Source organism: Hymenobacter sp. GOD-10R (assembly GCF_035609205.1).
Classification (GTDB): Bacteria; Bacteroidota; Bacteroidia; order Cytophagales; family Hymenobacteraceae; genus Hymenobacter.
On record NZ_CP141184.1, the window covers coordinates 3156222 to 3169461 of the forward strand.

The 13240-nt window shown below is 54.7% G+C and carries 9 protein-coding genes; 3 read left to right on the forward strand and 6 right to left on the reverse strand.

Annotation, left to right across the window (positions count from 1 at the left end; genetic code table 11):
- Position 1: 1 nt before the first annotated feature.
- Complete coding sequence (locus tag SD425_RS12640; RefSeq protein ID WP_324679094.1) at positions 2–3511, reverse strand: TonB-dependent receptor; 3510 nt, start codon at positions 3509–3511, stop codon at positions 2–4.
- Positions 3512–3785: 274 nt separating this feature from the next.
- On the opposite strand from SD425_RS12640, the gene SD425_RS12645 reads away from it, so the two are divergent.
- The 3 genes from SD425_RS12645 (at position 3786) to SD425_RS12655 (ending at position 6156) form a co-directional block, all read left to right on the forward strand.
- Positions 3786–4805 (forward strand): FecR family protein, encoded by a 1020-nt coding sequence (locus SD425_RS12645; protein WP_324679096.1) that lies wholly within the window; start codon positions 3786–3788, stop codon positions 4803–4805.
- Between the two features lie 259 nt (positions 4806–5064).
- On the forward strand, positions 5065–5643 hold the full coding sequence (locus SD425_RS12650) for an RNA polymerase sigma factor (protein WP_324679098.1): 579 nt from the start codon (positions 5065–5067) through the stop codon (positions 5641–5643).
- A gap of 312 nt (positions 5644–5955) precedes the next feature.
- Positions 5956–6156 carry a hypothetical protein gene (locus SD425_RS12655; protein WP_324679100.1) on the forward strand — a complete coding sequence of 67 codons (201 nt, stop codon included), beginning with the start codon at positions 5956–5958 and terminating at the stop codon, positions 6154–6156.
- 222 nt (positions 6157–6378) lie between these two features.
- Here SD425_RS12655 and SD425_RS12660 read toward each other — a convergent pair whose 3' ends face one another.
- The 5 genes from SD425_RS12660 to SD425_RS12680 form a co-directional block, all read right to left on the reverse strand.
- On the reverse strand, positions 6379–8148 hold the full coding sequence (locus tag SD425_RS12660; RefSeq protein WP_324679103.1) for a T9SS type A sorting domain-containing protein: 1770 nt from the start codon (positions 8146–8148) through the stop codon (positions 6379–6381).
- An 827-nt stretch (positions 8149–8975) separates the two neighbouring features.
- Complete coding sequence (locus SD425_RS12665) at positions 8976–9293, reverse strand: hypothetical protein (RefSeq protein ID WP_324679105.1); 318 nt, start codon at positions 9291–9293, stop codon at positions 8976–8978.
- A gap of 830 nt (positions 9294–10123) precedes the next feature.
- Positions 10124–10630, reverse strand: coding sequence for a hypothetical protein (locus tag SD425_RS12670; RefSeq protein ID WP_324679108.1), 507 nt, complete (start codon positions 10628–10630; stop codon positions 10124–10126).
- A 57-nt stretch (positions 10631–10687) separates the two neighbouring features.
- On the reverse strand, positions 10688–11554 hold the full coding sequence (locus SD425_RS12675) for a helix-turn-helix transcriptional regulator (protein WP_324679110.1): 867 nt from the start codon (positions 11552–11554) through the stop codon (positions 10688–10690).
- Between the two features lie 252 nt (positions 11555–11806).
- Complete coding sequence (locus SD425_RS12680; protein WP_324679112.1) at positions 11807–13180, reverse strand: DUF418 domain-containing protein; 1374 nt, start codon at positions 13178–13180, stop codon at positions 11807–11809.
- Positions 13181–13240 lie beyond the last annotated feature (60 nt).

Here is a 13240-nt window from a genome sequence, read left to right on the forward strand (position 1 = left end):
GTTAAAACCCAATGTTCACGCCCACCGTGTAGGTGCGGGAGGCCGGATAAGCGCCCTGATCAAGGCCGGGCCGGATCAGCGAGCTGTTCGTGCCGTTGTTGAATGTGCCGGCGTTGATGCTCGTCTCGGGGTTGGTGCCCGGGTAGCTGGTGAACGTGAGCAGGTTTTGCCCCGTCACGTAGAGGCGCACCGATTGCAGTTTAGCCCGCTGCAGCAAGGCCGCTTGAATGGTATAGCCTAGCGTCAGGTTGCGCACGCGCAGGTAGGAGGCGTTGAACATCGTCCTGTCGGTGAGCTGATTGCCGGGCGTAATGCCACCGGCGCCGGGCTGCGGGTACTTGGCCTCGTGTGGGTTCGTTGGGTCGAACATGTTGAAAGCCACGTCGCGGATGGTGTTGAACTGCGCGTTGCCCCAAAACTGCCGCAGGTTGCCCTGAATGACGTCGATGCCCTGCACCCCTTGTAAAATCAGGCTCAGGTCGAAGTTCTTGTATTGTAGATTCTGGGTTAGGCCGTACACGAAGTCGGGCACGCCCTTGCCGAGCTTGGTACGGTCGCTCTCATTAACGACGCCGTCGCCGTTCGTGTCCTGAATTATCCAGTTTCCGATTTTATCGCCTGCTATGTTTTTGGGGTAATTAGCTAGGTCTTCAGCGTTCTTGAATATGCCTAATACCTTGAAGCCATACATATTGCCTAGCGGCTCGCCTACCTTCACCTGGTAGACGTTGTTCCACCCGAAGTTGGCTGGCTCAGCTGGAAAGGCTGTTGGTCCTCCTAGGTCCAGCACTTTTGAGCGGTTGCCCGAAATGTTGCCGTTGATGGTCCACTTCACCGCTCCCACTTTCAAGTTTGCCACAGCTCCAAGCTCCAGGCCGCGGTTTTGTAGTTTTCCGGCGTTGGTCCGGAAGTTATTTGCATAACCTACAATGCCAGGCAAATCCCGTTGCAGCAGCATGCCAGTAGTAATGCGGCTGTAGTAGTCCAGAGTTAGCACAAACTTATCGTCCAAGAAGCCCGTCTCCAGACCTAGGTCCGTCTGTTTGTTCTTTTCCCAGGTAAGGCTAGGGTTGGCAAAGCCGTTTTGCACGTAGCCAAAGGTGCGCACGCCGCCGTAGCTGTAGTTGCGCCCCACAATGTTGTTGAGGTAATTGAAGCTGCCGATGTTGGCGTTGCCCGTCTCGCCGTAGCTAGCCCGCAGCTTAAGCTCGCTGACTTTAGACTTAAGCCCCTGCCAAAAAGGCTCCTCACTGACGCGCCAGGCCAGCGACGCCGACGGAAACGTGGCAAAGCGGTTATTGGGCCCAAAACGCGAAGAGGCGTCGCTACGCAGCGCAGCCGAGGCAATGTACTTTTTCTTGTAATCGTAGGTGACGCGCCCAGCATACGATAAAAAGGCATTCTGGTCATAATCCAGTTCGCCTACCCGGTCCGGAGAGGCTAATGGATTATCTAATAAAGCATTGGCAAAGGTGCCGGCGCGACCGGACGTGGCCGTGGAGCGCGCCTGAAACTTTTGCAGCGAATACAGCCCTAGCACGGTAAAGCTATGATTACCTAGGGTCTTCGCATACGTCGCGGTGTTCTCCCACAGGTAATCTACCGACACAAACTGCGACTCGCGTCCGAATATTGAGGACAGCACGGGGGTGGACAGGTTGGCCTGCGGTGCCACTTCCGTGGCTAGGGTGCCGGGTATATAAGCGTGCTGCTCGTCGACGTTGAGGGTAAGGCCGCCGGACGTTTTCAGCAGCAATCCTTCGAGCGGTTCCCATTCCAGGTAGCTGTTGCCAAACAGACGGTAGTTTTTGAGCTGGTTTTGGTTGAGGTCCAGCACAGCCACGGGGTTGAATAGGTTGGCTTGGTAAAAAGCCGTGCCGTTGGGGTTGCGCTCGGCGCCGTTGTAGCCCTGGCCATAGTCGCCGTTCGGCCGAAAAACCGGAATAGTGGGCGGCATCACGATGGCTACCTGCGTAACGGGCGGCAGCCCACGGGTGCCGTTATTCTCGCTGCCATTCGAGCCGTTGAACTGCCCGGCGGCGGCCTGCCGATCTTGCACAGCGTAAGCCGGAGCTACCGAAACACCAATTTTTAGCTTGGGAACTAGGTTAGCATCAAGGTTAAAACGTACGTTGAAGCGCTCATAGTCAGTGCCCTTCAGAATGCCATCCTGCTGAAAATACCCACCCGAAACCGAAAACCTAGCCCGGTCGGAGCCGCCCGAGGCCGAAAGCTGGTAGTTGCTGATTTTCGCCACGCGGTAGATTTCATCTTGCCAGTCCGTGTCCGAGAGGGTGCTCGGATCAAGGTTGGTGAAGGGCGTAGCCGCTGGCGCAGCAGGATAGGCTCGGGCGGTGGCATGAAACTGCACGTACTTTATATACTCGTCCCGGTTCAACACTTTCAGCTGTTTGCTGATTTGCTGCCAGCCCGTGTAGGCAGAGATGCTGAACACCGTTTTGCCGGCCTTGCCCCGTTTAGTGGTCACAATGACTACCCCGTTAGCCGCCCGCGAGCCGTAAATGGCCGCCGAAGCAGCGTCTTTCAAGATAGAAATCGACTCTATATCAGTAGGGTTGATCAGGTTGAACTGCGACGGATCTTGCAAAGGGTAGCCATCCACCACGTACAGCGGGTCGCTGTTTGTGCCCAGCGAGCCTCCACCCCGAATGCGAATGGAAGGAGGCGCCCCCGGCGTGCCGCCACGGTCTGATTGTACTTCCACGCCGGGCGCCTGTGCGGCCAGCGCCTCGCCTGGTGTGCCAACGGGTTGCAGGGCAATGTTTTCGCCCGAAACTTGAGTGATGGCCGTAGACACCGTCTTGCTCGACTGCTGTCCGTAACCAATCACGACTACTTCATTGAGTTTCTGCGTGTCGTTGCGCAACGTCACGTCAATGGTGGTGCGGGTGCCGACGCTCACCTCTTGCCGCAGCAAGCCAACCGCGCTAAACACCAACGTAGCTCCTTCAGGTACCGTGAGTTGGTAGTGGCCCGTTGCGTCGGTAGCGCCGCCGCGTGAGGTACCCCTCACCACGATGGTCACCCCCGGAATAGGATCACCTTTTTCATCGGTCACACGCCCCGATACTGTTCTATCCGCAGCTGCAAGGGCAAGCCTAAGGCGGGGAAGCGAGGTTATTCCGCCAGCCTCGTTGGCCTCTAGCAACCCTGCATCGGGCGGCAACTTCGACTTACTTTGCTTACTCGTGATGATGAAAAAATCGTCCTTGATTTTCTTATACGCCAGCTGATTTTTGCTGAGTGAATAGGCCAATTCGGCCTCCACGTTGGCAAACTCCCGCGTGCTCACCACGACGACAGCCACGTCTTCCAAGCTAGCATTGTAGGCAATTTTGACGTGGTATTTCTGCTGCCAAGTAGCCACGGCATTTTTCAGAGTGGTGCTCTGCCCCCGAGTTTTCGGGTTGTGCTTAACGGCGGACCTAGGTGCCGCGAGTGTGAGCAAAGAGAGGGGTAGGCAGAGCGTTAAGATTAGTAGTTTTTTCATACCGAATGCGGGAACGGTTCGGCTGAAGTACACCCGGCGAGAGGGAAAGTATTACTGGTACTTAAAAAAGTTTTTGTTGACTCTTGAACGCAGCTACAAACCCGAGTTACCAGGTGAAACAGTAGTTGAAATTCAAAAACTGGAGCTTGCTCTAATCCTTTTCAGGCTGTGAAGTGTACGGCTCATTGGGCTTCAACAAGCCGCTCTATGGACAATTAAGATCAATTGGAATTGCCACGCTATCCGACGCATATTGCCTCTTTATTGCTTTTTAATGAAGACTATCCACATTCTTTACGGCAAGTTTCTGCGGAACGAATGCACTCCGCAGGAAGCGGAAGAAGTGCTTCGTTGGCTTGATACGCCCGAGGGCGCTCAGCATGTGGAAGGGTCCGTACGCCAAGCCTTACAAGTCGATGAACTAAAAGTTTTGCCGCTCGATGAAGGAGAAAGCATCGCCCTTTGGGAAAGTATCCAAAAACAGATAGCAGAAGATAAGCAGGGTTCTGCTTCACAGGCTTCTCAATCTCAAGTTCATCCTGTAGTCGTAAAACGCGTGCAGTACTGGCCGTATTTGGCGGCAGCTGCCGTTGTTTTGCTGCTCGTAGTAACAGGCAACGTGTACTGGTGGAAGCAAGCAAATTCAACAATTCGTGTAGTCAACGACACCACGCATAATAGGACTATTGAGCTGCCGGATGGCTCACACGTTATTTTATACAAAGGTTCTGATCTGACCTACGCTCAGCGGTGGTCACCTGATGCTCCTCGCATCGTGCAATTGCGAGGGGAAGCTTATTTCACGGTGGTGCACACCAGAGAAAGCACACCCTTCTCCGTTGTGGCCTACGACTCATCAACCGTTCAGGTATTAGGAACGCAGTTCGAGTTTTCGGCCCGCGATGGAAACGTGCGCGTTATCTTAGAGCGTGGCAAAGTGAACCTAGCTTTTCCTAAAAGCAGAGCCCTAGCAAAGCAGCGCTTAGTGCCCGGCGACATGGTCTCTTTTGATAAAGCGACAAGCGTTATCAGCAAAGTAAAGATTGATGCTAGCTTATATGCTTTTCGTGCAAAGAATGCGATTGAGCTACATCAAACCTCTCTCCGCGATATTATCAGTGCACTGAGTGAGGTGTATGGCTATTCGATTGTCGTTCAAGACCGCAAGGCATTACAGCAGCGGTTTTCGGGCGCGCTACCTAACGATTCGGTCGAGTCCATACTAACAGGTATCGCCGACCTTACCGGACTGCAATATCGCTTGGTAGGGAAGCATGTTGTATTCTACCCGTGATGAGCGTTCAACTGAGCAGTATAGTTCACTCATACACTTTAGAAATAGGTAGTTACGGACCAATTTTTTTTCTAGTTTACCCCAATAAGGTAATGTTGTACAACGACTACTCATTGTTACGGCTGTCATACCTAGCTTTCCTTACTTATTGCGAATTACTGACAGTTGTGACGTTCACAGAGTTTGTTTCATTGTCAACGCAAACGTTTGCGCTTGGCAGTTCCTTTGGTTATGCTCTCACTCATCAACCTGTGACCTCATGTCTTCTCACTCAGCCCCTCTGTATGATCAAGCATCTGCAAGCGGAAAGCATGCAGTTCAAGCTAGTACTGGCATGACCGCGTGCGAATTTGAAGCTGCCTATGCAAAGTATCATCAACTGATCTTTTCAATTGCTATGCGCTTCTTGAAAGATAAAGAACTGGCTAAGGATGCGGTGCAGGATGTATTTATAAAGCTCTGGGGTGTGAAGGAAAAGGTTGACAGTGAAAAAAATATTCAGGGATTTTTGACAGCTCTGACCAAAAACCATTTGTTGAATTGCTGCCGGAAAAATAAGCTTTATACAAGCAAGCTGGCTGCGAGTGCACGTTTTGGCTTAGGTCTCAATGCGCTTGATACAGCGTATATAGTGCACTGGCAGACCTTGCTTGACCTCCTCGGAAAAATCATCGTGCGTATGCCCCCTCGCAAGCAGCTTATATTTTCCTTAAAAATCTTGCGCGGCTTATCTAACGAAGAGATTGCAAGCGAATTAGGCTTATCAATCAATACAGTAAAGGTCCAGTATTCGGGTGCAAAGGCGATAGTGGAGCATTCCCTCGCCGACGGAACATAACGGCAGATCATGGCATTGAACTTTATTTGGTTGCCAAGTTATTCGCGCTGAGTTCACTGATGGATAAGTCGTGTTGGTGCCGAGATGCTGCTTGGCCTGAATGAAGCACTCATTATGCCGGACGCATGAACATAATCGTCAACCAAGGGTTGGTAACACCCTGAACAACTTGGATTAGGCTTGTTAATCATTCAATTGCGAACTAGGTCATTCCAGCCTACTTCGTAATCACCTGTTGTCCTCGTAGAGCAATAAGCACCTGGTTGGAGTACGTACCCCCGTTTCGTTGAACCTGTTTATTCTGCGCCAGTTATGCGTTTCCTCTCTGCGGCCGCTCGCCCCCGGCCGACCCACTCTTACCACGCCATCTTGTTTGGCGTGAATGAAACCCTGCTGGACCTGCGCCCGCTGAAGCAAGCCGTTGTTAAGGCACATAACTTTGACACTATTGGGGGAGCAGCCCTAGATATGTTGCAGGAGAAATGCCTGAAGCCGGCTGAAAAGCATGATTAAAATCTAGAAACCGACTTGTTATCAAATAGAGCGATACCGAACCATTCAATCAGTGGTGTGAGCCCTCCCTGTCAAAAAGGAAACGCTTTCCAATAGGGAGAGCTCACACGACTAGCAACATGCCTTGAAAGTAGCGAGCCGAGAGTGTTGCCTATGAATTCAGGCGTTTACAAGAAATCTCCTCTTACAGCTTCACGGCAGGGGTTTGACGGCCTCGGCGCGTTATTCAAGGACAATCTTCTGATTGAGCACTCGGTCCCCTTGCAGGCGCAGCAGGTACACGCCCGCCTTCAAATTATCGCGGGAAATCACCAGGCTCGAAACGGCACCAACAGCTTGCTGCCTCACCAAGCGTCCCGTTGCGTCCGTCATTTGGATGGTTTTGATGTGCGCCGTATTCGAACCTAGGTTCACGGTGAACTGGCTTTGCGAGGGATTCGGATACACTTGGATGTTGTTCTCGGCCAGCGAGTTCTTCGTGCTGAGCACCACCGAGCCGAAGTACTTACGCCCAAACTGCACGAAAGCGGGCCAGTCAGGCGCGTCGGTATGGCCCCCTGTGTGGAAGCGGTAGCCAATGTCGCCCGTAATGTAGCCTTTATCAATAATGGGCTTAGGATCTTGCATTACTAAACCAGCACCACCCAGCAGCGTGTACACCGGTGAAGCGCCTACACCCGTCAGGTAGATACCGTATGGATCGGGCCACGTATCCTGGGTGCCACCATTCATGAACACCGGGCGCGGAGCGCAAAGCGCCAGTAGCGAGTGCGCATCCACCGGGCAGTCTTCAATCTTGCGGGGCAAATAGGTACCGGGCGTTTTAGGTCCGTGCCATTTGAAGAACGCACCGGCCATCCAGTGATATTCCTGGTCCCAGCCAGAGTTTTCGACATCTTGCCCCCAGTGGCGCCGGTTCATCTTGGTACCTAGGCTACCGCCGCAGCTGGGAAAAGCAAGCGCTACGCGCGGCTCATAGGCCGTCGCCACAATCGTAGCTTTGCCATAGCGCGAGTGCCCGGTCAGACCAATCTTGGTGGCATCAACTGCTGGGTCCTTCTCAAAGTAATCGATCAGACGGCTCACGCCCCAACTCCAGGCCACCAGTGCGCCCCAGTCGGTAGGCTTGCGCCAGTTACCCTTATTTACCAGCCCAATCAGGTAGCTCGTCAGGCCGGTTCCGTTGTCGGGTTGCAGCTGCCCATTATTATACAGGCAGATGCCCCAGCCAACAGAGCTTACGTAGTTCCAGTACGTGTCAAGAATGGTATTCTGCGCGCCAAAACCAGGGTTAAAAACGATAATAACCGGTACGGGCCCGTTGGCATTGGCCGGCAGGCGAAGGGTGGCGCTGAGCACTGGCTTGTTGCGTACCTGCGGATAGCGGGAAACATCAATGGTTCCTGTGATGGCTTTTTGCATGTAGGGTCGGCTGCTGGTGCCTCCCGTCGTAGTCACGGCGGAGTATGTCACGCTAGGTAGCACACTATCTGACGGCATAACGCCCCACAGCTGCTGTTGTACATCTTTCACTACCTCCGGTCGGCGCTGTGCCCACCATTGCGCGGCTGTGGTAATCCGGCGGCCATTCTTCAGCGTTAGCAGATCCAGGGGGGCGTAGTTGCCCACGCGCCACGCCTCTGGGCCGGGCCACAAGCCTTCGGGCTTATCATCGTAGTTGTTCCAAAGCCCAAAGCCAGAACGGGTGATGGTATTCCCTAGGGAATCGCGCCAGTTGCCCTCTGGATCGGTGGGATTGGAGGGGTAGGCTCGCCGCGGCTTGTTCGGATCTTGCAGCTTGGGCGGTAGCGTCGGGAAGGTGATGCCAAGCTGCCAAACCATTTGGTCCCGGTCCTGCACAGCCGTGACGTTGCTAGGCGGAAAGGAAGGAAAAGGCGTCTGCGCGTGAACGACGGTCGCTAGCAAGACCGCAATAGCAATGGCAATCAGCGTAAAGATTCTACCAAGAAGAGGGGAAAGGTTCGTTTTCATAAGGGTAAATTGAAGTGGGTTGTGTTCAGGTGGCGAAGTAGGGCAACGGTCTCATAGTCAGTGGATCTCAAGGGACAAAGGAAAGTCGTGTGCGAGGGTCTGCTCTCAAGGAGCGTACAAAGGCGCTTTGTAGGAAGGGTGCCGCAAACGTTTTAGATGAAAAATTCAATTTTCATTTCTTTACGCTTAACTCTCCTGTATAATCCCTGCTAGTCGTTCAGGAACCTACAGCAGCTATCTGTTTCTGAAGATAGTCGCCACAAGGAGTGATGCTAGAAGCAAGTTGGCTAACGCCTAAATGAAAGTACCACAATCGTTTCCGGAAACGATTGTGTAAAATGAATTAGCAGCCGATAAGGGTAGGTGCGTTAGTTACTACTTTGCTCAACTGTTACTGCTGCTCCTTGCCTTATTAAGTACTGCAAGTAGAATAATACAACTATGCCCCACTTAGGCGTTAAGTGGGTATTTAGTAAGCAGCCTTGCGCTAAATAGGAACGAGCCAGCGTACCTAGGTAAGTTTCGTTTATCCGTGGGCTTGCACTTAGCTGGTGTCTAGCACGTGAATGGGTGCCAACAGTACTGCTCCGTTAACGCGTTCTTTTCACGAACGATTACTAGTAAACGACTGCTTTGCCAACTGTATTCCTCGACTAGTTTCTGCGCAGCTTGGTACAAGCATTTTGGCTACCGATATGTTGGTTGTATCGTAGAGAAAGGCTTGGAAAAGTGCGTTTATAGCGGGTTTGCCGCTTTGACTTCGGTCAGGAGCTTGGGTACAAAGCCGGCAATAGGTAGTTGCTGCAGAGACTCCAGGACGAGCAAGTTCAGAGAGGTAGTGAGCAGCACCACGACTGCGTGCTGCTGGGCATGGGGAGTTGCCAGTAGGCCAGTTGCCAGTAGGCCGCCAAGAACTCGAAGTCTTGGAGCCCGGGTTCCTTCGCGTCCAAGAACACTAGCCATGGATCTGCCGCGACGGCGGTGACCGGGGGCACTATTTGGTGGAGCAGGTGCAGCCCCGCGGTGAAGTTTTGCACAGCCAGCAGTGGTGGGATAACTGGCGCCAAGCGGCGCAGCAGCCGTTCCGACAGGAAGTTGCTCGTGCGGTCCTCATCCACTAAAAGAACCCCGGCTACGTTATGCATAAAAGGAGGGGTACTAGCTTCCATAGGGCCTATACAAAGGAAAAGATCTGTAACCATTGCGCAAGGACCTGCCCGACGCGGCTGGAACGCGTTGCCCACGGCAAATTCCTTCTGGCGCCGGTATAGTAGTTGTGCCGTCGTGAGCTTCGCTTGTTCGCGCCAATAGGTAAGGAAGCTGCCTTTACTCGGCGGCGGCAATATAGCCGACGTGCTCGCCCTTGCGGGTGTAGACGAGTAAGACCGTGCTCAGTTCCTCGCCGACAAAAGTGTAGGAGCAGAGCCTATTCAACACAAAAAAGACTTATACGACTGCTTACGCTCTCTCCTGCGATCTACCTACGTGTCATTAAGTCATTGTGACGCTTGTACTCGTTTCCTCTTCCGGTTCTTCGCTATACTTGGAACCATGCGATGAGGAGCCATAGGCTAGTGATGGTCACCCATCGCGTAAGTCCCCCAGGAGTGTCTTTTCCCATAGCGCGGGCAAAGAACCAGTCGCCTACTCCATGACTTACGGCAACTAGGCTCAAAAGCCTCCACGCTTCTACTTGATGCCCCGACGTCGAGGCATAGCCCAACTGAAAATCGACGAAAAGAAACAAGGTAAAGAAGAGTCCCGCTGTGAGGAGTAGCAAGACCAGAAAGTTGAAATAGGTAGTCAAGGCTGTTTGGAGCAGAAAGAGCGATAGGGTAATTGAAGTGGCTGTTGCAGAAGTGCTAGTCGGTTACTAGGTAGCACTTCTGCAACAGCCACAGACCGTAGCTTTGCTTTATTATAATCTTTGTACGCCGTACCATAGGCTCCTAACTAGATGCGTGGCCCTTCCGGGCTAGTTCTCCTCGAACCTAGGTGACGCGCTGGGAACAACCTCTGCCTCGAAGAATCGCACGGCCATGTAGCTGACCACGGGAATTTCTATTAGAAACGCCAGCTTGCGCAGCCAGTCGGTGCGCCAGAGCTCAGCTAGCAGCGCGGGCGAATAATTCCCTTGGTCGAGTTGCATTTCCAGCGGTACCTGAAAGCGCAGGGTGGCTATCCATGCCAGCGCGTGGCAGGCCAGGGCTACCCACAAGCACCAGCGGGGCACACGGGCGGGCAGGTACCGCAACAGGCTGAGGGCTGCTAGCGTGGCAGCCACCATAGGCAGCACCAGCACGGGCAAAGCCCGTGGCCCCGCTCCGGCGTGCCATTGAGCAAACTCGGCCGGGCTGAGGTAAGCACCTAGGTCCCGCCAGCCGAGGTATTCAACAATTTCGCTCATCATGGCCGCGCCGAAACAATAGAACGTGAGCAGCAGGTAGAGTAGGAAAACACGGTAAGTAGGTGTCGAGCGCATGATCGTGGGGCATAACGATAGTCGGCAGAGAACCGACGCCCCCAAAAATAGCCGCACTTATTGCCGACCCATAGTAAAAATGGAACCCTCAGCGGTGCCGGCGTAAAAATCAGCGGCCTCCGTCCAGGCTTGCTGATAGGCTAGGGGGGAGCAGCCGGTGAACGTCCGAAACTCCTTGATCAGGTGCGTTTGGTCGTAGTATCCGTACTGGCACACCAAGTCAAGCCAATCGGGCTGGGGCTGCTGCACGAGCTGCTGGTGCACGGCATTGAAACGCACGACGCGGCCTACCTGCTTGGGGCTGCGCCCGACGTGCTCGGCAAATTGACGGGCCAGGAACTGTCGGCTGACACGCAGCTGACCAGCTAGCGCCTCAACGGAAATATTGCCCCGGTGTTGGACCAGAAGCCGCAAGGCGTAGTCGGTGGCGGTGGGCAGGTGCGTAAGCACGGGCAGGCGCCGGGCGACGAAAGCCTCTAGCAGCGCCACTCGGGCTAGGGTAGCGGGCACCTCCGCCAGTTGGGCTAGCAGCTGCTGCACGGCGGGTCCAGCTAGCGTTTCCAAGTCCAGCGGCCCTTGGGTGAGCTCCGGCATGGGGTAGCGTAGCCAGCGGTGCACCACGCCCGGGCGGAAAAATACCCCAGCAATGCAACAGGCCGCGGGCAGCTGCAGGCGCCAAGGCGACACGGGTTGCAGCAAAGCGTAAGCGGCTGGCAGTACCTGCGCCCGCCCAGCCTGCCAAAACAGGTGCGGCCCCTGCGTGTGATATTGGAATACAAAGCCATCCAATGCGTTAGGCGTCAGCGCGTGCTCCATGGGGTATGCCTCGCCAGGAAACGTTTCTACCAGCCAGTAGCGGTCCACATAAGGGCGCAAAGCGGGCGAGGGCACGAATTCCTGGAAAGTCATAGTCGGGGGGCGCATACGCCCCAAGGTGAGAAACCTAGGGCTGCTTCAAAGGTTACCCAAGGTACGTAAACAACAGCAGGGTACCTAGCGCCCAGGCAAGCATGTGGTGACGGGAAGCGCTAGTTTTCAGCGGTTTGCTTCTCCGGCCGCTTTTTGCTGTCAATCACGACCGCCTGCCAGCGCCCGTCACGCTGCACCCACACGGCCAGCATTTCCAGCGTCGAGGTGACGGCGTGACTGGTCTTGTCCTTCTCCGCAAATTTCTTTTCATGGCTTTAAGTAGGTGTAGCCCTTAGTTGTTGATAAATTTTCCAACCGCCGTAGCGGCTGCCGCTGCCAATACGTGAGGCTGCGCCACACCCATTCCAGCGGCCCGATCTGGTAGTAACGCAGCCACAGGGAGCTTCCCAGCAGTTGCACCACCCAGATGGCACCCACCACGTAAAAGAGCTGGTGGTAGGCCAGGCGGCCGAAGTAACCTAGGCCGTATCCAAAGAAGATTAGCGTGCACAGCACCGTTTGCAGAATGTAGTTGGTGAGGGCCAGGCGCCCTACTGCCGCCAGCGAGCGCTGCACGCCGACTAGCACACCTGACCGCACGAGCAGAATCAATCCGCTGGCGTGGCCCAGCAGCAGCAGTAGCCGCTGCACGGGATAAGAATACAGGCTCACATTAACCGGGTGCGCTTCCATATACGCCACCGAGAAAGGGAAACCGTGGTGCCAAGTATAAAGTGCCGCCGGTAGCCCCAGACCGTAGCCTACCACCAAGAGTCCCCAATAGATGCGGACTGACCACTCGCCCGTGAGGAAGCCCCACTTTAGCAGAGCCATCCCCAACAGCATCAAACTCAGGGCATCCCAGATGAACACTAGTACCAGCTGGGTTTGCCCCTGCACCATGTGCGGGCGCAGCCAGGCGGCCACCGTCCAGTAGCTTCCGCGCATGGTGCGCACATAGGCGGCGGTTTGTTGCGGACCGGGGGCCGACTCGCTTTCGGTTTCAAGCCAGGCCTGGCGGGCGGTGTGCTGGGCAGGCGTCAGGGGCCGGTGCTGCTGCTCAGCTTTGACAACGGCTAAGTATTCTAGCCGCTGGGTTCGTAAGTGCTCATAATACAGTGAGAAAGCGGCCATGTTCAGCCCGCTGCACAGCAGAGCGGCTACCAGCAGGTAGGCAGGCTTGAGCTTGCGAAACCAGAACAGTACCAGCCCGCAGATACCATACATGTACAGAATGTCGCCTTCCCAGAGCAGCACATGGGCGTGCAGCAGACCCAAGACAATCAGCCAGCCCATGCGCCGGTAGTAGAGGCCCGTGACTGGCCGGCCGGTGCGTGCTTTTTGCGTGACAAACAGCACCACACCCGCCCCAAAAAGAAGCGAGAATAAGGCCCGCATCTTGCCCTCAAACAGCACGGCCACCACGTGCAGCACCTTATAGTCAAGGCTGTCTGAGCTAGGTAGGGTGTGCAAGGGAGCCGAGATATTGTCGGGTAGGGCAAACAGTGGAATGTTCATGAGCAGAATGCCCAGCAGTGCCACGCCACGCAGCACATCGAGCGTGGGGATGCGCTCGGGAGCCTGCACCGGGGTCGGCGCGGTAAGCGGTAGTTGGTCGGGAGCGTAGGTAGAAGTAGTCATGGAGAGCCTCGAAAGAAGTTAGATTAGAATAGAAATCACCGGCGCTTTTCAAGGGGCAGC

Excerpts from the sequence above, each read along its gene's own strand:
- SD425_RS12640 (WP_324679094.1), bottom strand. The coding sequence starts at position 3,511 with ATGAAAAAACTACTAATCTTAACGCTCTGCCTACCCCTCTCTTTGCTC.
- SD425_RS12645 (WP_324679096.1), top strand. The coding sequence starts at position 3,786 with ATGAAGACTATCCACATTCTTTACGGCAAGTTTCTGCGGAACGAATGC.
- SD425_RS12650 (WP_324679098.1), top strand. The coding sequence starts at position 5,065 with ATGTCTTCTCACTCAGCCCCTCTGTATGATCAAGCATCTGCAAGCGGA.
- SD425_RS12655 (WP_324679100.1), top strand. The coding sequence starts at position 5,956 with ATGCGTTTCCTCTCTGCGGCCGCTCGCCCCCGGCCGACCCACTCTTAC.
- SD425_RS12660 (WP_324679103.1), bottom strand. The coding sequence starts at position 8,148 with ATGAAAACGAACCTTTCCCCTCTTCTTGGTAGAATCTTTACGCTGATT.
- SD425_RS12665 (WP_324679105.1), bottom strand. The coding sequence starts at position 9,293 with ATGCATAACGTAGCCGGGGTTCTTTTAGTGGATGAGGACCGCACGAGC.
- SD425_RS12670 (WP_324679108.1), bottom strand. The coding sequence starts at position 10,630 with ATGCGCTCGACACCTACTTACCGTGTTTTCCTACTCTACCTGCTGCTC.
- SD425_RS12675 (WP_324679110.1), bottom strand. The coding sequence starts at position 11,554 with ATGCGCCCCCCGACTATGACTTTCCAGGAATTCGTGCCCTCGCCCGCT.
- SD425_RS12680 (WP_324679112.1), bottom strand. The coding sequence starts at position 13,180 with ATGACTACTTCTACCTACGCTCCCGACCAACTACCGCTTACCGCGCCG.